This is a genomic window from Sphingobium chungangianum, from assembly GCF_977014255.1.
The window spans coordinates 618,096-638,024 of sequence record NZ_CDRNIV010000002.1 but is presented as its reverse complement, the minus strand read 5'-3'; the positions used below and the strand labels follow the sequence as shown (position 1 = coordinate 638,024).

Annotated in this window: 18 protein-coding genes and 1 pseudogene; 7 read left to right on the top strand and 12 right to left on the bottom strand. The window is 61.7% G+C overall.

The genetic code is table 11. The features are described 5' to 3' along the window. The first annotated feature begins 22 nt into the window (after nucleotides 1-22). A complete protein-coding gene (locus ACWNC0_RS03005) occupies nucleotides 23-1,966 on the top strand; it encodes an NAD(P)-binding domain-containing protein (protein WP_449469495.1) in 1,944 nt (647 codons plus the stop codon). A gap of 265 nt (nucleotides 1,967-2,231) precedes the next feature. Here ACWNC0_RS03005 and ACWNC0_RS03000 read toward each other — a convergent pair. The 5 genes and pseudogenes from ACWNC0_RS03000 to ACWNC0_RS02980 form a co-directional block, all read right to left on the bottom strand. Then, nucleotides 2,232-2,983 (bottom strand): annotated as a pseudogene (locus tag ACWNC0_RS03000) (SDR family NAD(P)-dependent oxidoreductase). Further along, entirely contained in the window at nucleotides 2,980-4,107 is a 1,128-nt protein-coding gene (locus ACWNC0_RS02995) for a Gfo/Idh/MocA family protein (protein WP_449469493.1), read from the bottom strand. Before ACWNC0_RS02995 ends, ACWNC0_RS03000 begins: the two are co-directional and overlap by 4 nt. After that, nucleotides 4,104-4,961 (bottom strand): sugar phosphate isomerase/epimerase family protein, encoded by an 858-nt coding sequence (locus tag ACWNC0_RS02990; protein WP_449469492.1) that lies wholly within the window; start codon nucleotides 4,959-4,961, stop codon nucleotides 4,104-4,106. The genes ACWNC0_RS02995 and ACWNC0_RS02990 overlap by 4 nt, the downstream gene beginning before the upstream one ends. Then, nucleotides 4,958-5,371 carry a VOC family protein gene (locus ACWNC0_RS02985; protein WP_449469490.1) on the bottom strand — a complete coding sequence of 138 codons (414 nt, stop codon included), beginning with the start codon at nucleotides 5,369-5,371 and terminating at the stop codon, nucleotides 4,958-4,960. Before ACWNC0_RS02985 ends, ACWNC0_RS02990 begins: the two co-directional genes overlap by 4 nt. Nucleotides 5,372-5,375: 4 nt before the next feature. Next, entirely contained in the window at nucleotides 5,376-6,641 is a 1,266-nt protein-coding gene (locus tag ACWNC0_RS02980; protein ID WP_449469488.1) for a DUF1214 domain-containing protein, read from the bottom strand. Nucleotides 6,642-6,883: 242 nt separating this feature from the next. On the opposite strand from ACWNC0_RS02980, the gene ACWNC0_RS02975 reads away from it, so the two are divergent. Then, entirely contained in the window at nucleotides 6,884-7,954 is a 1,071-nt protein-coding gene (locus tag ACWNC0_RS02975; protein ID WP_449469487.1) for a hypothetical protein, read from the top strand. A gap of 71 nt (nucleotides 7,955-8,025) precedes the next feature. On the opposite strand, the gene ACWNC0_RS02970 is transcribed toward ACWNC0_RS02975, so the two are convergent. Further along, nucleotides 8,026-8,436 carry a nuclear transport factor 2 family protein gene (locus tag ACWNC0_RS02970; protein WP_449469486.1) on the bottom strand — a complete coding sequence of 137 codons (411 nt, stop codon included), beginning with the start codon at nucleotides 8,434-8,436 and terminating at the stop codon, nucleotides 8,026-8,028. Nucleotides 8,437-8,616: 180 nt separating this feature from the next. Between ACWNC0_RS02970 and ACWNC0_RS02965 the strand changes: the two genes are divergently transcribed. Genes ACWNC0_RS02965 through ACWNC0_RS02950 form a run of 4 tightly spaced genes read left to right on the top strand, consistent with a single transcriptional unit; the run spans nucleotide 8,617 to nucleotide 12,165 of the window. Further along, complete coding sequence (locus ACWNC0_RS02965; protein WP_449469484.1) at nucleotides 8,617-9,696, top strand: Rieske 2Fe-2S domain-containing protein; 1,080 nt, start codon at nucleotides 8,617-8,619, stop codon at nucleotides 9,694-9,696. Nucleotides 9,697-9,709: 13 nt separating this feature from the next. Then, nucleotides 9,710-10,573 (top strand): SDR family NAD(P)-dependent oxidoreductase, encoded by an 864-nt coding sequence (locus ACWNC0_RS02960; RefSeq protein WP_449469483.1) that lies wholly within the window; start codon nucleotides 9,710-9,712, stop codon nucleotides 10,571-10,573. Between the two features lie 11 nt (nucleotides 10,574-10,584). Then, nucleotides 10,585-11,337, top strand: a complete 753-nt coding sequence (locus ACWNC0_RS02955; protein ID WP_449469482.1) for an SDR family NAD(P)-dependent oxidoreductase — start codon at nucleotides 10,585-10,587, stop codon at nucleotides 11,335-11,337. A 30-nt stretch (nucleotides 11,338-11,367) separates the two neighbouring features. Next, entirely contained in the window at nucleotides 11,368-12,165 is a 798-nt protein-coding gene (locus ACWNC0_RS02950; protein ID WP_449469481.1) for a sugar phosphate isomerase/epimerase family protein, read from the top strand. Between the two features lie 196 nt (nucleotides 12,166-12,361). On the opposite strand, the gene ACWNC0_RS02945 is transcribed toward ACWNC0_RS02950, so the two are convergent. The 5 genes from ACWNC0_RS02945 to ACWNC0_RS02925 form a co-directional block, all read right to left on the bottom strand. After that, nucleotides 12,362-13,504 (bottom strand): LLM class flavin-dependent oxidoreductase, encoded by a 1,143-nt coding sequence (locus ACWNC0_RS02945; protein ID WP_449469850.1) that lies wholly within the window; start codon nucleotides 13,502-13,504, stop codon nucleotides 12,362-12,364. Between the two features lie 73 nt (nucleotides 13,505-13,577). Beyond that, on the bottom strand, nucleotides 13,578-14,654 hold the full coding sequence (locus tag ACWNC0_RS02940) for a helix-turn-helix transcriptional regulator (protein WP_449469479.1): 1,077 nt from the start codon (nucleotides 14,652-14,654) through the stop codon (nucleotides 13,578-13,580). A gap of 56 nt (nucleotides 14,655-14,710) precedes the next feature. Next, nucleotides 14,711-16,978 (bottom strand): TonB-dependent receptor, encoded by a 2,268-nt coding sequence (locus ACWNC0_RS02935; protein WP_449469478.1) that lies wholly within the window; start codon nucleotides 16,976-16,978, stop codon nucleotides 14,711-14,713. A gap of 114 nt (nucleotides 16,979-17,092) precedes the next feature. Further along, nucleotides 17,093-17,521 (bottom strand): nuclear transport factor 2 family protein, encoded by a 429-nt coding sequence (locus tag ACWNC0_RS02930; protein ID WP_449469477.1) that lies wholly within the window; start codon nucleotides 17,519-17,521, stop codon nucleotides 17,093-17,095. 14 nt (nucleotides 17,522-17,535) lie between these two features. Next, the gene (locus ACWNC0_RS02925; protein ID WP_449469475.1) at nucleotides 17,536-18,066 is read right to left on the bottom strand and encodes a nuclear transport factor 2 family protein; all 531 of its coding nucleotides are present in this window, start codon (nucleotides 18,064-18,066) and stop codon (nucleotides 17,536-17,538) included. Between the two features lie 178 nt (nucleotides 18,067-18,244). On the opposite strand from ACWNC0_RS02925, the gene ACWNC0_RS02920 reads away from it, so the two are divergent. Continuing rightward, a complete protein-coding gene (locus tag ACWNC0_RS02920; protein WP_449469474.1) occupies nucleotides 18,245-19,018 on the top strand; it encodes an SDR family oxidoreductase in 774 nt (257 codons plus the stop codon). A 42-nt stretch (nucleotides 19,019-19,060) separates the two neighbouring features. Here ACWNC0_RS02920 and ACWNC0_RS02915 read toward each other — a convergent pair whose 3' ends face one another. Beyond that, nucleotides 19,061-19,915, bottom strand: a complete 855-nt coding sequence (locus ACWNC0_RS02915) for an SDR family NAD(P)-dependent oxidoreductase (protein ID WP_449469473.1) — start codon at nucleotides 19,913-19,915, stop codon at nucleotides 19,061-19,063. Between the last annotated feature and the right edge of the window lie 14 nt (nucleotides 19,916-19,929).

Sequence of the window (19,929 nt, the reverse complement as noted above, 5' to 3'; positions counted from 1 at the left end):
AGTCGGAGAGGACCCTAGGACGATGGCTGAACATGTGGATGGCGCGGTAATGGCACGGGACTGGCACGATCGCAGCCTGCCGCTGGCCGATAGCGAAGAACTGCGCGTCGCGCTGGAGGAAGCGAATATCCAGACGCTGCTGATGGTCTATGTGCATCTGACCCATGACGCGGCGATGCTGGACATTTTCGGCAACTATATCAAACCGCCTTTCTCCGTTCCCAACACCGAAATCCCCGCCGAATATAGCCAGGAACTGCGTACCAAGCTGCTCCACGTGCTGACGACCCCCGGCGCCGCGCGCGAGGACGATCCGTCCGACGCGTTGATGAAGCGGATGATGAGCGTCGGCGTGGGCGAGGAAGTAGCGGACGAATTCCTGCCGCTGCTGTTCGACCAGATCGGTTTCAAACTGCCCAAGCCGCGCAAGGAAATCGAAGGGCGCACGCCGCCGCCGACAGATTTCAAGGTGCTGGTGATCGGCGCCGGCATGACCGGCCTTGCCGCCTCGCTCAAGCTGGAAGAAGGCGGTTACGAGCATATCGTGATCGAAAAGAATCCCGAAGTCGGCGGCACCTGGTACGAAAACCGCTATCCCGGCGTCGGCGTCGATACGCCCAGCCACTTCTATTCCTATTCCTTCGAAATCACGCCCGAATGGTCGCATTACCATCCCAAGGGCGTGGATATGCAGAAATATCTGCTGCACGTCGCCGACAAGTACGACCTGCGCCGCAATATCCGCTTCAATACCGAAGTGGTCGCCCTGCGCTATGACGATGCAGAGGCGGTGTGGAACGTCACGGTGCGCGGCAAGGACGGCACGGAAGAAATCATCCGCGCCAATGCCGTCATCAACGCTCACGGCCCAGTGAACCGCTGGAAATGGCCTGATATCCCGGGCCGCGAAGAGTTCCAGGGCAAGATGATGCACACCGCGACCTGGGATCCGTCCACGCGGATCGAAGGCAAGCGGGTCGGCATCATCGGCACGGGCGCCAGCGCCGCGCAGTTGATCGGCGCGATCGCGGATCAGGTCAGCGATCTCACCGTGTTCATGCGCACGCGCTACTGGTCGATCTACAATCCCGAGATCAATCATGAAGTGTCGCCGGGCATGAAGTTCGCCCTGCGCTACATCCCGCATTTCCGCGAATGGTTCCGCTTCCGCGTCTACTGGTTCGCGGCCGACGGCCTCTACGGCAATGTGGTCAAGGACCCGGAATGGCCGGTCGACAGCCCATCCGTCTCGGCGGCCAATGAGGGCGCGCGGCAATGGGCGCTGGCCCATCTGGAAGCGAAGTTCCACGACCGTCCCGACCTCAAGGAAAAGCTGACGCCGGACTTCCCGATCTTTTCCAAGCGCATCATCCTGGACGCTGGCTGGTTCGACGCGCTCAAGCAGCCCAACGTCACGCTGGAAGATGGCGGGATCGAATGCTTCACGCCCAAGGGCATCCGCACCAAGGATGGCAAGGAGTATGAATTCGACATCATCGTCTGCGCCACGGGCTTCGACGTCGCCAACATGATGGGCAAGCTGGAAATCCACGGCAAGGGCGGCCGTTCGCTGCGCGATGAATGGGGCAAGGACGATCCGCGCTCCTATCTGGGCGTCACGGTGCCCGGCTATCCCAATTACTTCATGACCGTCGGACCCAACAGCGCGCCTAATCATGCGGCGGGTCAGAACCTGATTTCCGAAGCGCAGGTCAACTACATCATCGAATGCCTGGACTGGATCAACGAAAGCGGCGCTCGTGCTGTCGAACCGACCCAACAGGCGTTCGAACAGTGGAACCGGGAGGTCGAGGAACAGATGAAGAATATGATCTGGACCCACCCGAGGGCGAACAGCTATTATAATAACTCGACAGGCCGAGTATTCCTGTCATGGCCGTGGCGACTGGTGGACCTTTGGAACCAGACACGTGGTCCCGCCAAGGATAATTTCGAGCTGCACTGATCGCGGGTCGAAAGAAATGACATAGGATAAGAGCCGGTCTGGAAGGACCGGCTCTTATCGTTTCTGCACTTTTCGTATCGATTAGAGCTTCGTGCTTTAAATCGACTCCACCCCTATAAATGCCGTTCGCCCTGAGCCTGTCGAAGGGTTCTACTTTTTTTTAGGAAGAGGAGGGCTTCGACATTTGAAGGCAAGTGACTCATTCAAACAAGCCCGAACGGGGTTAGGTGATTCAGATTAAAGGCACGATGCTCCCGGCGGGGGATCAGCCGGAAACTGTGTACCCGCCGTCAACGGCCAGCGTCTGACCCGTGATCCACGCTGCGCCGGGGCTCGACAGGAAAAGGATCGCGTTGGCGATATCTTCGGGCGCGCCCGGCCGGCCCAGGGGCGTCCTTGCGAGCGTGGGCGCCATCCAGTCCTCTTGCGCGAAGGTCCCCTCAGTCATGCGGCTACGCGTCAGCCCTGCCGCGACCGCGTTGACGCGGATGCCGCGCTCCCCCATTTGACCGCGAGTGACCGGGTCAGGCCGAGCAAGCCGGTCTTGGCAGCGCCATAGCCGGGCACGATCGGAATGCCGAAATAGCTGCTCATCGACGCGATGCTGACGACGCTCCCCCCGCCTGCGATCTTGCTTTGCGCCAGCAGGTCCGCGCTCTGCCGCGCCATGCGGAAAGCGCCCACCAGCAGCATGTTGACGGCGCGGGCGAATATATCGGGCTCATATTCGTCGAGGCCGAGGCTGGGCAGCGCCACCCCGGCATTGTTCACCAGAATGTCCAACTTATCGAGGCTAGCGGCCACAGCGTCGATGCTCTTGCCATCCTCTATGTCCATCTGAAGATAGCGGTAGCCCGACAGGTCGCCGTCATAGTCGGCGGCACTGCCACGCGTGCCGGTGATCGTCACATTCGCCCCGGCTTCAAGATAGGCGGCAGCGGCGGCGGCGCCTATGCCGCTGGTGCCGCCGGTGACGAGGACATGCGCCCCGGAAAAATCATAGGATGGGTTCGTCATATTGCCTCCACTTCGACCCAACGGCCTTCCGCCGCCGAAAGGCGCGCGGCATCGAGCACGGCTTGTCCTGCCGCCGCATCATGAAAATCGCCCGCCGGATCAGGCAGGGGCGGCGTGCGCCCTTCAATTCTTGCCTTCAACTGGCGGAACAGCTTGGCATAAGGGGCGACATCGAACCCCTGCGTGTGCCAGCGATCCATTTCCGTCTGGATCAGTTCCGCGACGGCAAAGGGTTCGGGCGCTGGATTGACCAGTTCGGCAGGCATCGGCACCTGCCGCGCGCCGTCCGCATCCTTGATCCACACCTCTTCAGGATCGCCAAAGGCGCTGCCCGACTGGATCCACGCGGCGCCCTTAGTCCCCGCCACCTTGGTCGCCATGACGAAGGGTCCGGGAAAGTTCATCGCCGCCTCGATCACGCCCATGCATCCGTTCGCGGTCCTGAACTGCACGTTATAATAGTCGTCGGATGTCATCGCGGGGCGGGTCGTGGTCAGCTTGCGCAATATCGCGTTGACCGCCACGATCTCGCCCAAGGTCGAACGAACCTGATCGATCATATGCGTGCCGAAAGCGCCCAGGAAGCCGCCGCCCTGCGCCGCATCGGTCCACCAATCGGCCAGAGGTTCTTCCTCGCCCGTGCCCGGCTGCTGGTAGATGCGGCTGAACATCAGTGGATCGCCGATCAGGCCATCCTGCACCACGCGCCGCAGCAATGCCTGCGCGCTGTCGAACCGGAACTCCGCGCCCAGTGCGTGGACGACGCCAGCCTTGTTCGCTGCGTCCAGCATCTCGCGCGCCTGCGCCAGATCGCGCGCAAAGGGCTTTTCGCACATCACATTACGCCCGGCGGCAATGGCCTGCATGACCGGCGTGTAATGCGCATGCGGCGGCGTTGCGACCGTCACCAGCCGGATCGCCGGATCGTCGGCAAGCACCTGTTCCAGATTATCCGACGCCAGCGGGATGCCGAGGGGTGCCGCACGCTCAGCCGTACGTTCCCGGTTGCGCCCGACAATGGCGCGAACCTCAAAACCCGCTTCCCGCAGCGCCCTGACATGCGTGAACAGGCCAAAGCCCGTGCCCACAACCACCGCGCCTATCGGCGTTTCTTCTCCACTCATCGTATTTCTCTGGCCTTTCTGATGATGTCGCGGGCTGCTGGCGCCCATGAGGCGATGGCTTCGCCCATCGGCGCTGCACTGGTCGCAGCGGAAAAAATCTCGACCGAAATAGGCGCTGTCGCCTCGATCCGATCGAGCGTGCGGATGAAACGGGTGAGGTCGAAGCTGCCCTGTCCCGGCACAAGACGGGCGGTCATCGTTTCGTGCATCAGGTCGGATTGCGGCTGCGCGGGCGCGTCGTTTATCTGGATCGTGTGGATGCGCGACCCCGGAATCTGCTCCAGCAGATCAAAGTTCGCCCCGCTGCGGAAGAAATGCCAGCTGTCGAGCGTCAGGCCGCCATTGGGCCTGCCCGCCGCCTGAACGATCGCCCAAGCACTCGCCAGGTCGGGGATGCCGCCAAAGGGAAGGAACTCGATATGCGCCTTCATGCCATGGCGGGCGGCCAGGTCGCACAAATCGGCAAAGGCGTCCGCAGCCTCATCGAGTGACGGCGTGACGCCCATCATCTCCACCGCGGTGACGGAGGGTGACCCGATGCGCGCGGCGGTTTCCACCACGCGGTCGGGCGTCATCGAGCGGAGCAGGGCGGCCATAGGGACATCATCCCCAGCGCTGCGATGGCTGGGCAGCCAGCAGGCCGTGCAATCCATCTCCATGATTGCCAAGCCGTGGTCCGCTATCCGCATGCCGATGTCGGCGGCATTCATCCCCGCCTCTTCCAAAGCCCAGATGTCGCCGGGCATCAGCGATATGGCGGAAAACCCGGCTGCCCGCGCGGGCGCCAGCCGTTCCAGCAGCGGAACATGGATGAAGGGCGGGGCTGACAGGACAAGCATCGGATCGTTCGTCATGTCTGATCCAGACGGAAATTCAGTTCCAGGATGATCCCGTTCCGCTCTTCCACGAATAGTTGGCAGAGGTTAGCGGGCGGATAGTCCTTGCGCACGACGCCAAGGCCTGCGGTTTCCAGCCGTGACAGCATCGTGGGCAGGTCGTCGCATTCCAACGCCACATGATGCACAGCGCCGCTGCCTCGCGCAGGGGTGAAGGGAAACGCATCATCACTGGGATAGCGGCCCTCGACAGGGCCGATATGAATGATCGGACGACCGTCAGGATCGTGTATCCAGCAGCCCTTGTCGATCGACTCCGCCCCCGGCGCGACACCCGCGCGAAGGCCAAGCACGTCGCGGAAAAAGGCGGCCGTTCCGGGCACGTCCGCTGTACGGATGTTCACATGGTCAAGCGTTCGTACGGCCATTGCATCAATCCACAAACTGGCCGGTCAGGATCGCTGCGCCCGGATCCAGCGCGGCCGTGCCCTCTGCTTCCAAGCGCGCAAGCGGCAGGCGCCACAGATTTACTTCCGCGGTGCTTTCTGTCCGCACCAGCCGAAGCCCCCAAATGCCCCGCTCATGCCCATAGCTATTCACCCAGTTGCCGCCGAGGCCCGGATCGCGCTCGGCTATGACGATACGGACCCGGCCATCAGGCTCTGCAACGAAACGATAGTTGTTCACCCATCCGTTGCCATCCTCGAACGTGTCGAGATTTTCCTGCCACATGTTGCAGATCTGGAAGTTCCAATATTCGCACTCAGGCGGCACGAATTCCAGCACCAGCGCTTCGTCCAGCCCCTTTTCCCATCCGCCGAACGCGACGTGGCGGTCGGGCACGCCACCGTTCGACAGATATTGCGCGCGGCTATAGTCCAGCCGGTTCAGCTTCGCCGCGAAGTTGCCCTGCGTGCCGTTCCACCAGTTGCGCACCAGTTCCGCATAGCCCAGCACGCCCTGCGCGGCCCAGGCCAGGTTGTTCGCCATCAACGCTGGCGTGATGGGTTCAGGTGCCGCGCCATCCATCCGCTCGATCCGCAGACCCGGAGCGATCTCCTTTTCCCGGTCGCTCCAGACGAGCCGGATGAGGATGCAGTTGGTATCCGGTTGCAGCTTCAGCCAATTCTTGCCTTCGCCGGGATCATTTTGCGACATGATGATCTCGAACGTCCCGTCATCTTCGATATGAAGCTGCTGACTGCCCAGGAAGCCGGTGGTTTTGAGGTTGGAGGGGTCGAATTGTTTCAATCCCTCGACGCCGAGCTGTGCCCAATCACGCGCGCCCAAATCGTCGGGCGCTGGCGCGGTCAATATGGCGAGGACGAAATAGGGTATGGTGCCGCGCGTGCCGATGATCCGGTAATCGCGGGCTTCATCGAACTGGCACATCAGATGGTCTTGATCGACCGTCTGCACGTTGATCGACTGGCGCCACACCATGTCGCGCAGGCGTGGCCGGGTGGGTTCGGCGTTCTCGATCAGCCGCTCGAAGCTCGACCGGGCGACCCGCGTTAGAAAGCGATACCATTCCGCCCGGTCGAGATCGGACGGATCATCGCCGAACCGGTCTATCATCCGGCCAGCGACTTTCAGGACGTCGCAGAAATCTTCCCACGACTGGCCCGATAGCAGCCGCCGCGCCGCCCGCGTTTCAATCTCCCGCTTGTCCATCGGTCCTTTCAAGGCGTCAGTCATCGCGCCGCATCCTCTCCTTATTTGAGGCAGGAAGGTGCCACCATCCCTGTCACGCGGCCAGTCAATCTTCTGTCGATACCGTGCCATTATCCTTCCTATGTGACGCAAAACATCCGCAGCGGGGGCCACGGACATTTCCATGCCAACCAGGATTGACAAAAAAGTTATAATACGATAACTTTACAGCGTTCAAAGGCGGATGGAATGATTCGCCCGAGGTTTGGAGAGGAGTTGCAAAAATCATGTTGAGCAATGAGCAGAAGCGGCGGTTGTCCGACATGCTGCAGCCTGTTTCGCCGCCGCGCGAGTTGCATAACGTCTACACCGAGGATCAACGTCGGCGGCTGCTGGATGTCGTCCATAGCGGCGCCTGGAAGCTCATCATCGCGCAGCATTTTCCGACGCCGGAATCCCTGATCGCCACCTTCGCGGGCGGTTTTCCGGAAGGGTTCGAGCCGACGCTCGACATGTTCCTGACGCCGACATTCCGCGGCTTCTATGCCAATTATTCGACCTGCATGTACCCGGAGATTCAGGATACCTTCTACAATCCGACATTCCTGGAATATGCCAAATCCTATTGGAATGCGGACTACGCCAAGCCGCAGATGATGCTGTTCAACGTGAACGGCCCCTGCGGCAATACTGATCCGGGCCATCTGGATTCGCCCAGCTTCCGTGGCGTTCGCTATGAAAACTCGCCCACATGGCTATGTTCGATCATGGGCCGGTCGGGACTGTTCCAGGACTATCTGATCAAGATGGCCCAGGTGATCACCTGGTTCAGCCATGATCCCAATAGCGGCTTCACCTATTGGCCCAAGGGTCCGCTGGAAAAGCCCGCGCGGTTGCAGCCGCCCGTCTATAATCGTGGTGTGGTTGTGCAGAATGAAATGCTCGTCCATCGCGGCGAAGCCAATGGCCCGATCGAGCGCCGCAAGCCGCAGGGCCTGGGCTTTGACTCCCTGTTCAGCGGCGAACCGGGCAACCCCGATGGCTGGCTGGTAAAGACCGGCGACGAAGTCATCGAGCGTTATCATACCGACGATTTGCGCTTCCTCGTCCACTGGTCGGCCGAAGTGTTCGAAGATTATGCCGAGCTCAAGAAGAACATGGATGGGTCTGACAACCTCACCTATGATCAGGTTTTCGACACGCTGATCAAGGATGTCCGTTCGCGCGGTTTCCATATCGAAACGCCGACCGATCCGATCAACGATCCGGTTTTCATCAAGGCACTGAACGCCGCTTACGACTATGGTGGCCCTGCCGAATATCCGGCCGAAGCGCCGCGTGAGCTGGTCGCCGCCTGAGCGCGAGCGGACAGCAAGAGCAGGAAAAAGGGGCGTCCCGTCAGGGCGCCCCTTTTTCATGGCCTCCGTTTTCAGGGGGATGGTTCCATGTCCTCCGGCCCCCAATAGGCCTTCAGGCTGGTGATCTTTCCCTCTCCATCGAACGTGCAGACATCCAGCGACCTGATCAGCAGGCGCGGGCCTTCCGGCGGCTGAAACGTCACATCGAACACGAGCGCCGCCGCATTGGCATGCGATCCCCGGATCGGTGCGACCGGCCGGATGTGTGTGTCAAAAGCGATCGTGTCGCTAAACCATGCACGGATTTCCTCGCCCGTCTTGGGCGGAGAACCAACCGGGTCCTCTATCACCGCATCACGTGCGAACAGCGCCAGAACGCCGTGCCGATCGCCTGCGTTGATGCGATCCACATAGGCCTGAAGCGCGGCCCGCATGTGCGTTTGGTCAGGTCCCGGCACGCCGGGTGGAGAGGTTTCGGACATATCCTGTTTACCTCGTTATCCATAGAGTCATAACGGCCATTAATCGCGCATTTAACATATAAACTTGCCTTTATAATGATGTTTTGCGTAGAAAGAGGAAGATTTCAAAAAGGCTATAAGCGAGGCTGTGACTCGCCGCATTAGCTGCTAATTTGCCATGGGCAGTGAGAGGATCAAGAAATGGCGACATCGTCGGACTATCGTCTGGGAGACTTCACCTTCCCTCGTGGCTGGTTCATGGTGGGTGAGAGCGCCGAGGCGACGAGCACGCCCAAGGCGATGCGCTATCTCGGCCAGGACATGGTGATGTACCGTGGCGAGAGCGGCAAGGTCTATGTGACCGAAGCCTATTGTCCGCACATGGGCGCGCATCTGGCGAAGAACACGACGAGCTACATCGTGCGCGATGGCGAGCAGGTGGAGGGCGAGTCGATCCGCTGCCCCTTCCATGGCTGGCAATATGGCCCCGACGGCCAGTGCAAGAATATCCCCTATTCCGACTTCGTGCCCAAGGCAGCCAAGCTCAAGACCTTCCCGGCGATGGAGCGGGCCGGCACGATCTGGATCTGGCATGATCCTGAAGGGCTCGAACCCAATTTCGACCTGCCCGATTTTGGCGGCCATTATGATGCGCCGGGCTGGGTCAACTGGAAGATCGACTATATGGGCGATCTTGATATCCACCCGATCGAGGTGGTCGATAACATGGCCGACTTCGGCCATTTCATCCCGATCCATGGCGCGAAGGATTTCGTCTACTTCGCCAATGAGTTCAAGGATCATATCGTCCACCAATATTATGCCGCCGGGCACCGCACGCTGACGCTGAACCCGGAAGACGTGCTGACGCTCGACACCTGGTATACCGGCCCGTCGATCCTCCAGTCGGAGATGGCGGGAACGTTCGACAGCTTCATCATGATCACCCACACCCCGATCGAGGATGGCAAGATCCGCGTCTGGCATGGCCTGATGGTGCAGGTGAATGACGGCACCGCGCCGGTGACGGACGAGCTACGCGCCGCAGCCCTCGAATATCAGGAAGGCAGCCGCCTCGCCTTCGCGCAGGATGTCGAGATCTGGCAGAACAAGCGGGCCTGTTTGAACCCGCTCGTCATCCCCAATGACGGCCCCTATGGCAAGGTGCGCAGCTGGTACAAGCAGTTCTACAACCCCCGCGACAAGACGCCCGACATGCACAAGCGCACCAACGGCCTGCATGTCACACTCGACAAGCGTAGTTCCACGCAGGCGGCCTGAAGGAGAAAATAAAATGGAGAGAAGTGAACGTCCGGTCGCCATCGTCACTGGCGCCAGCCGTGGCGCGGGTCGTGGCATTGCGGTGGCGCTGGGAGAGAAAGGCTATCGCGTCTATGTGACGGGCCGCTCCGTTCGCGAAGGCGATGCGGAACTGCCCGGCACCATCGGCGCGACTGCGGCGCAGGTTGATGCAGCCGGCGGCGAAGGCCGCGCGGTGCAGGTCGACCATGCCGATGACGCAGCCATCGCCGCGCTGTTCGAGCGTGTGCGTGACGAAAGCGGCCGCCTCGACATATTGGTCAACAATGTCGCCGCCCTGAACGACGATCTCGTCAAGCCCGGTCCCTTCTGGGAAAAATCGACCGGGCTTGTGGATATATTGAACGTCGGCCTGCGCTCCCATTATCTCGCCAGCTGGCACGCCGCGCGCATGATGGTTCCGGCGGGCAGCGGCCTCATTGCCTTTACCTCCTCCTTCGGTTCGGTCTGCTACATGCACGGCGCAGCCTATGGCGCGCAGAAAGCGGGCGTGGACAAGTTCGCCGCCGACATGGGTGTGGACTTCCGGGGTACGGGCGTTACCGCAATTGCGCTCTGGATGGGGCCGCTCCTAACGGAACGCAGCGCGCGGACGCTAGGCGAGCATCCTGAGCAATATGAAAAGTTCATGGCCGATGCCGAGACGCCTGAATTCAACGGTCGAGTCATCGCGGCCATCCATGACGATCCAAACCGGGACGAACTGAACGGCCAGACGCTGATCACGGCAGAGATTGCGCAGCGATATGGCATCACCGAAGCTGGCGGGCGCACCCCGCCATCCTATCGGGCGATGCTGGGCGATCCGCGCATCCCGCACCCCGCCATCGTGGCGTAAAGGAGCTGACGATGGATTTAGGGCGCCGATTTGCAGGCAAGTCGATCATTGTAACCGGAGCCGCATCCGGCATAGGACGCGCGACCGCGATCCGTCTTGCCGCAGAGGGTGGCCGGGTTCTGGCGGTGGACCTGGATGAAAAGGGGCTGGAAACGCTAAGGCAGGAACAGCCCGGCATTGCCGTTCGCGCTGGATCGGTTGCTGACGAACCGACCGCCCGCTCCATCGTGGCGCAGTGGGTCGAAGAGGCCGGGCAACTCGATGTCCTCGTCAACATGGCGGGCATCATCCGATCAAGCCACGCCGCAACGACCGACTATGAAGCCTTCATGTCCATCATTGCGGTCAACATGGGCAGCACCTTCCTGATGTGCCGCGAAGCCTTGCCGCACCTGGAAAAAGCGAAGGGCAATATCGTCAACGCCGCGTCCACCTCCAGCCATTTCGGCCACCCCTTCCTGACCGGCTATGCCGCCAGCAAGGGCGCCGTCGCGGCCTATACCCAGAGCCTCGCCTGGGAATATGTGAAACGGGGTGTGCGGGTGAATGCAGTCGCGCCGGGCGGCATCGAAACGCCGCTCGCCAACAGCGTCCAAACCGGCATGGTGGAAGGCGCCGATTGGGAGTTGTATAATCATCTCGGCCCGATCAATGGATTTGCGACCCCGGACAAAATTGCGGGCGTCATCGCCATGCTGGCGAGTGAGGATGGAGGGCACATGAATGGCGCAATCGTGCGTATCGACGGGGGCGTTCACGCCTGAACCATCAGGCGTGGCAGGGGGCGTGTTTTCATGACGCCCCCTGAAAATGGCTTTTGCCTGGACCATCTTTCGCTGGTGAACCTCGACGCCCTGACGGTGATCGAGGCGGCCGCCAGCGCAGGCTTCACCGCCGTCAGCCTGTTCGTGACGCCGATCCCGATCAGCCCGACGCCTGACCTCATTCTGGACAAGAGCGCCCGCAAGGCGGTGATTTCAGCATTGCGCGACACCGGCCTTCGAGCCGGCGTTATCGAGCCTTTCATGCTTGATGCCGATCCTGATTGGGGCCTGCTCGAAAGCAGCGCGGAATTGACCGCCGAGTTGGGCGGGACTGTCAATATATTGGGTCTCGACCCGGATCATGCACGGCTGCGGGAGTCGCTGGCGCGCATGGTGGAGATTTGCCAGCGGGCGGGTGTTCCCGCCATTATCGAACCCTATCCGCTATCCTCGATCCGTTCGCCTTCACAAGCGCTTGAGATCGCCCATTCCCTGGGCGCCGAGGTGGGCCTGTGCATCGACACGCTCCACGTCATCCGCAGCGGCGGAGGCTGGGACGATGTGGCCTGCCTGCCGCCTGAGCGTATCCGCCATGTCCAACTGAACGACGGCCCGATCGAGCCGCCGCATGATCGCGTCAATGAAGCCGTGTTCGACCGCCTGCTGCCCGGCGAAGGTGAATTCGGCCTTGGGGCGCTGCTCCCGCTGCTTCCGGCCCATGCCACCATAGCCGTGGAAGCGCCGTCGCGTGCCTTGGCGACCGGGGATCCGCACGAACGCGCGGCGCGGCTGATGCAAGCGATGGTGGATTTGTACGCTTCGGGCTAGCCTATCGTCCTATATCAGCACTACAACTACCCCCGTTCGGGCTGAGCTTGTCGAAGCCCTTCTTCTTTAAGAAGTGAAGCCCTTCGACAGGCTCAGGGCGAACGGGGTTGGGTGATGCTCTACAACTTCAACGCAGCGCCACTCAGCCGCTCGCAGCATTCCCGGGCGGAGCGCACTGCCCCGCCCGGACAATCCATCATTCCGCAGCCAGCGTCGCCTGCTCACGGAAATAGGGGATAACCTTCTCGCCGATATTGCGGATGGTCTCCATGATCACTTCATGCGGGATGCCGCCCATCTGGAACATGAAGAGGATTTCGTCGGCGCCCGCATCCTGCAAACGCTTGACCTGCCGGATGCAATCTTCCGGCGTGCCATAGGCGTCTTCGACAACCTCGAAGCTTTCGGTGTGGTGGCCACCGATGGTGATCTTCTCTTCCGACAGCCAGGCCACCGTTTCTTCCTTGTGACGCTGAAGCGCGGCAAGGCTTTCGCTCGCGTCCAGGTCCTCCACATCGGGAGCGGGGCCGCCAGAATACCAGTGGCCCAGCGATTCCACGAAGAAGCGTTGTCCACGAAGGCCGATGCGGCGAGCCTTCTCCCGGTCTTCCAGAACCACGGCGGGGCAAAGCGCCGCGAGATGTTCGGTCGGACGATAGCCAACCTGATCCTCTGCCTTGCGGTTCTTGAAAGCCTCACGATAAATGGCGTTCTTCTGCGCGATGTCGCTCGGCCCGGCGAAACCGAGGACCAGCGCGCCGATGCCGCGCGATCCGGCGGTGGTCAGCGTGTCGGCGCGGGTGCAGGCCATGTAGATCGGCGGATGCGGGTCCTGCATCGGGCTGGGGTGGATCGGGCGGAAGGGGATCTTCACGAACTCGCCATCATGTTCGATCTCGCCATGCTTCAGGATCTTGGGGATCAGATACATGCTCTCATCGATCATCGGCGGCAGGTCTTCGAGATTATAGCCGAAGGTGCCCGCCTCCTGCTGCGTCCCGCCCTTGCCCATGCCGAAATGGACGCGGCCATTCGATAGAATGTCCAGCGTGGCGATGCGTTCAGCGACCTTGACCGGATGGTTCATCGCAGGCGGCAGGCAGACGACGCCATGGCCAATGCCGATGCGCGACGTGCGCCCGGCGAGATAGGCTAGGAAAGTCTCCGGTGCGGACATGTGCGCATATTGCGTCAGCGCGGTATGCTCGACGGCCCAGATCGTGTCGAAGCCCATTTCCTCGGCATGGATGGCTTGCTCGATAATGTCGCGGAACACCTGCTGTTCGTTCTGGCGCGACGTGTCCGCCATCTGCGCTTCGTAAATGATCGAGAATTTCATCATCTTCTCCACAAAACTTTCTTCGTGGAGACAGGCTATGCCGAGTGCCGTGCCGCTACATCATCCAAATGGATCAGATTTCAGACTCGCTGCCGATGGAACGCAGCAGCGTGACAAGTTCGACCTGCCGGTGCGTATTGGTCTTGGCAAATATCGCGCGCAGATGGGATCGCGTCGTGTTGTAGGCGATGCCCAAAGCGTCTGCGGCGTCCGCCAACGTGGCACCCTGCGCCAGATGAACGGCAAGTCCCGCTTCCGCCCGCGTGAGGTGAAAGCGTTCGCGCAACAGCTCTTCCGATGGACCGGCGGGTCGGCTGGGGTCCGCGATGAACAGGGCGATCCAGGCCCCGTCGCCATAAGCGGAGGAAGGGATGGCCCGCGCCCGCGCATGCAGCGGCTGTCCGACGGTAGAAGCGATCTCGAACAGGATTTCCTCGCCCAGTGGCGGCGGGGAGGAAAGGATGCGATTGATCGCCGCAGCGCTGGAGCCGGTTCTCGCCTCCAGCTTGCCATGCTGCTCAGCAATGACGCTGCCTTCTTCCAGCATCTGCATAGCGAGCGTGTTGCGGCGCAGAATGCGGCCTTCCCGATCAAGGATCAGGGTCGCTACCGCCAAACCAGCCATCGCGCTGCTGAACAGCTGGCTTTCCGCCTGCGTGCTTGTGAGCCGCGCGTGAAGGTCGAGCGCGATGCGCAGGTGCGGGATCAGCCGTTCGAGCAGTTCCCGTTCGGTATCGCCAAATTGCGCTTGGCCTTCGTCCCGCGTCAGGCGCAGCCGGACGGCGATATCAGGCAGACGATGCAGGTCTACGCCCAGAATTTCGCTGCTGCGCGCCACGTCCAGCCAGTCGCGGAAGCGCGCCGGGACATGGCTGACGAAATCACGGAAGGAAACGACTCGCCCCTCGGGCAGGCCGACGAAGGGATCGGCCTGCGAGATGCGCTGATATTCCTGCGTGCGCTCCGGGTCCGCGCCGGGGGTGACATGGGCATCGATCCCGGCGCTCCCCCGACCGATCAGCAGCGTGGCGAAGGTCGTGTCGGTGATGGCCGCCAGCGCCCGCAGGAAATCCTCCCACGGCGGGGACCGCGTCAGCCCGCCGTAGAGCGTCTGCAACAGGTCGGCAAAGGCGGTATCATCGCTCATCATTCAGATTCCCGCCTTCAGCCTCGACGATGACAGCCACCGTCGAGGCCGTACCCGGTTCAGCGTCGCAGGGCCAGCGTCACGCTGTAGCGACGGGGCGGCGAATAATAAGCCTCCGTAAAGCCAAAGCTGGTCGATGCATCATAGCCCGCCGTGATGATACGGCGATCGGTGATGTTATCGACGCCCACGCGCACCGACAGCCCGCTGTCCGCAAAGCGCAGTTCGGCGCTGGCGTTGAGGATCGCATGATCGGGCTGCCGCAGGAGCGGCGTATTTTCCGCATCGACAAAGACCTGGCTCTTATAGGCTGCGTCCAGCCTCAGCACGCCCTCCACATTGTCGCTGAGCGGCGCTTGATAGACCGCGCTGGCATTGGCCGTGATATCCGGCGCCTGCTTCAGCTTGCGGTTGCTGACGTCGGTCGGCACGCCCCCAATGACTGACACATATTCCAGATATTTGGCGTCCAGCAAGCCGAGCGCGCCGGTAACGGTGAAGCGCGGCGACACCTTGAACGCGCCTTCCAGCTCGATGCCCTGAATGCGCGATCGGCCCGCATTTTCGTTGCGGACGACGATCAGGCCGGTCGTCGGGCTGACGGTCGATACCAATATCTGCTGGTCGCGATATTCGTTGCGGAACACGGCTAGGTTGATGGTGGCGATACGGCCGAAGCCTGCCTTCAGCCCCGCTTCATAGGAGGTCAGATGTTCCGGATCATAGGAACCGATTTCCTCGAGCGACGTAGGCCGCCCGTTGAACCCGCCTGACCGGAAGCCCCGCGAATAGGACACATAGGTCATCAGGTTCGGCCGGAACTTGTAGGAAAGCGAGGCACGGGGCGTGAAGGCGTCCCAGCTCTTTTCCAGCGTATAGCTGGGCGTCCCCGCCAGCAGCGGCTCGCCCGAATAAATGCGGATCGCGGATTGGGAAAACTTCTTCTTCTCCCACGTATAACGCGCACCCAGTTCCAGCGAGAGACCGTCGGTCAGTTCATAATTGCCGTTGGCGAACAGCGCGAGATTGTCGGTGCGCTGCCGGTTGCGGAAATCGATGTTGAAGTCGAGCGAAGACGCCGGAACCGCAAAGGGCGGGAAGGGGACAGGGAAAGGATCAAGCCCCGCCGCCACCAACGCGTCAAACAGTCCATCCGCAACGATCAGCCGCGTATTGTCGCGCGTCTTCTCGCGATAGGCAAAGGCGCCCAGCAACAATGTGCCGCGCCCGCCCAGATCGAGCGACAGCTGCAATTCCTGGCTGATCTGCCGCGCCCGTTCGTCATGAATGTCACCGGCATAATTGACCGCCGACGACGCATCGCCGTCCCGGCCGAACAGCGCATCGACATAGCGATAGGCGGTGATCGACTTCAACGTCGCCCCGCCCAGATCCTTGGTCAGGGTCAGCGATGCGTTCACCGCGTCGGTCTGATCCTTGTTCAACTCGGGATTGCTGTCAGTACGGTCGATGTCGCCCGGCACGGTGCAGCAGGGCGCGATGAAGGTCGATTGCAGGATGGAGAAGAAGGTCGGCGTAAAGGCGATCATGCTGTGCGGCGCGCTGTGCTGGCGCCGGTGCAGCCCATCGACCTGCAACACCGCGTCCAGCCCTTCGCCATCATAATGCAGCGCCAGCTTGCCCGCGACGACGTTGCGGTTGCCCAGATTGTCGCCGGACGGGATTTTCTGCCATCCCTCGCCAAACTCGCCCAGCGCCGCGACGCCCAGCGACCAGTTGTCCGACAGCGGCGTTTCGGCATAAACGCGCCCGCGCACTGTGTTGAACGACCCGTATCGCAGGTCGGCTTCGATCTTCTGTTCGCGGCCCGGCACCGCCGACACGATATTGATCGCGCCGCCGACCGTATTCTTGCCGAACAACGTGCCCTGCGGCCCGCGCAGCACTTCGATGCGGTCGATGCCCAGCAATTCGGTCGTCGCGCCAAAGGTGCGGGCGACATAGACGCCATCGATATAGACGCCGACGGCAGGATCGGACGTGATGATGAAGTCATTTTCGCCTACGCCCCGAATAAAGGGCGCGATGCCACCGCTATTGCCGCCCTGGCCCGGCGTGAACTGGATATTGGGCGCGATCTGGCTGATCTGTGTCACATTGTCGAGGCCCCGGCTGTTCAGAGCCGAAGCATCGACCGCGCTGACCGCGATCGGCACATCCTGCAACCGTTCTTCGCGGCGGCGGGCCGTGACGACAATGTCACTGTCGCTGGCGGCGTCTGCTCCCGCCGCTGTCGTTTGCGACAGCGCGGCCCCCGGTGCGGCCAGAGCGATCAACGATACGATCGGATATAGCGTCTTGCGCATGCTTTCCTCCCCAAAAAAAGCGTCATTCTGTTATTGCGGGCGACTATAACGCCGCCCGCCCTATTCTCTAGCAGGCCGCCGCAAAAATGCCGCATCTGTTGCATCCGTGCATCATTAAGATGCTACGGCACCTACCCAGGCTCGTTTCTGTGTTCGGCGGGCGAAGCACCATCCCGTGTCGGTTCGCGCGAGTTCGTCCTCATACCAAAGGCCGACATGATTGTGCTGCTCGCCTCCGTTGGGTCCTTTGGATGACATGACAACATGAGCGGCGGAGCGCACGGTCGCCCTGTCTCCATCAAGATCGCACATGACGCTGGTCGTCGAATGATAAGTGCCCGCCAACCCCTCCACCACGGGCTGGAGAAACGCGATCAGCATATCGGCATCGCCACGCGGGCCGCCGAAAGCGGTGAAATCGACCCGCGCATCGTCGGCGAACAATGCGCGCAGGTCGGTCCACCGATGTTGGTCGATGGCGTGGCAATATTTGGCCAGCAGGTCATGAATGGCCAGCCGGTCAGAAACCTCCTGCCCGTCCATATGCGTGCTCCCCCTCAGGCCGCCCACTCGATCAAATGGCTGATGTCGCTGCGCTCTTCCGGCTTGCGGCCAGCGGTGGCAAGGTGGTGCGAGGTGATTTGCGCGTCGGCGGCCAGCGGGCGGATCATCTCGAACACGCGATCATATTCGGTGCGTGCGATCTTCCATACGCCATCTTCGCGCCGATAGACGTCGCGGTAAATGGCGCTGCCGATGGTGTGGCTGCTGCGCTCCACGTCGATGAAGATATCCTCCAGATACCAGATCCCTTCGGCGTCATTTTCGCCGGTCAGGGTAATTTCGGGCATATGGCCGTGATGCATGGCAACCGCGCCGGAATGGAAGCTGTTCGCCAGAAACTCCAGCATATTGTCGCGGCCCGCCAGCCGGACGCGATAGGTGCCGCCACGATAATCGACGGTCAGGTCTTCCGTGAACAGGGTGCCGAGCAGCGTCAGATCGGCCGTGTCGATTCCCCGGAAATAACGATGCTTGAGGGTCCGGATATCTTCCAGATCGCTGAGCTGCTGCACAGTGTAAGCCATCAAACCTCTCCATATGTGACGCGATATGCGATTATTATGCGTCCCCTATACCTGATATGCGTAACAATCTGCAATGACCACTGCATTATGTCTGGCGAAGGATGGTGCAGATTGAGTATGGGGCCTATCCATGCGATGCGCCCGCTGCGCATTTCTCGAAAAAGGAAAGGATAGGGCCGTGGGCGAAACGGGAGTTGGCAAGGTTGCGATCGTCACAGGCGGCACGCGCGGTATCGGCGCGGCGATCGTCCGGCGTTTGCTGGCCGAAGGCTATGCAGTAGCGACCTGCGGCCGCACCGCACCGGATGAGCCGATCGGGGCCAATGGGAAAACGGCGGAATTCGCATCCTGCGACATTCGCGATCCTGCGGCGGTGTCGGACTGGATTGCCCAGCTTGTCGCGCGCCATGGCCGCATCGACCTGGTCGTCAACAATGCAGGCGGATCGCCGCAGGCCGACGCTGCGACGGCCAGCCCGCGCTTTTCCGAACGCATCCTGCAACTGAACCTGCTCGCACCGCTGCATGTCGCGCAGGCCGCCTATCCGCATCTGAAGGCCGTGGGCGGATCGATCGTCAACATCGCCAGCGTCTCTGGCGCGCGCCCCTCGCCCGACACGGCGATCTATGGCGCGGCGAAGGCTGGCCTGCTCAGCCTAACCACCAGCCTGGCGCAGGAATGGGGGCCGGAGGTGCGGGTCAACGCGATCATCGTCGGCCTGATCGAGACCGAGACGGCTGAAATGACCTATGGCACGCAGGCGGCGCAGGATCGGATCGCGTCATCGATTCCGCTGAAGCGCATGGGCCGGGGCAGCGACATCGCCGAAGCCGTGGTGTTCCTGGGTTCGCCGTCCGCCGCCTATGTCAGCGGCGCGCGCCTTGAAGTCCATGGCGGCGGTGAACGGCCGCTGTTTCTGGAAATCGTCAAGGAAGAGGCCGCGAAGGCCTGATAAAGAAGGGCCGGGCGAGCCTGAACCCGCCCGGCCTTTGCTTCAGATACCCAGCAGCGCGCGCTGCTGCTCGCCCAGTTCCGGATTGCTCTGTTCCTGGAAGAAGGCAATGCGGCCAGCGACCGCCTGCTCGGTCATTTCCGGCTGGCTCGAAATCCAGAATTTGCGCGCGGCAAGACCCTCTACAAAGACGCGGCAGCCTTCGTCCAGGTCCATGCCGTAATTGGCCATCAAATGGGCCATGGTGGCACGGTGCCCCGAAGCGCTCTCCGGCTCGCCGACGCCCGCGTCAGCGTCGAAGATGCTGGTCTTCAGCATGCCCGGAATGATCGAGCAGACGTTGATCGGCGCCTTGGCGACCTGCATCTCCAGATAGAGGCACTCGCTGAACGACTGGATGGCGTGCTTGCTCATGATATAGGCTGCCTGCGTCGGCATCTGGCCGAAAGAGCCGACGGACGCCAGGTTCGCGATCCACGCTTCCTGACCCACGCGCAGCATGTGCGGAACGAATGCGCGCACGCCATGCACGACGCCATGGATGTTGACGTTCAGCGTCGTTTCCCAACGCGCCGTCGGGATTTCCCAGACATTGCCGATCGTCTCGATACCCGCATTGTTGATCAGCAGGCGAACGGCGCCGTGACGATCGAACACGTCCTGCGCCAGCGCATCGAGCGCTTCGGGCTTTGACACATCCAGCTGGATCGCTTCCGCCTTGCCGCCCGCCGCCACGATCTCGGCGGCAACCTTGTCGGCGCGGCCCTTGTCGATGTCGGTGACGACGACGGTCATGCCGATCTGGCCGCAGCGGCGGGCAAAGCCCATGCCGATGCCCGCGCCCGCGCCGGTGATGACGGCGACGCCGCCCGAAAAGACCTTTTCTTCTTCAGTCATGTTCAAGTTTCTCC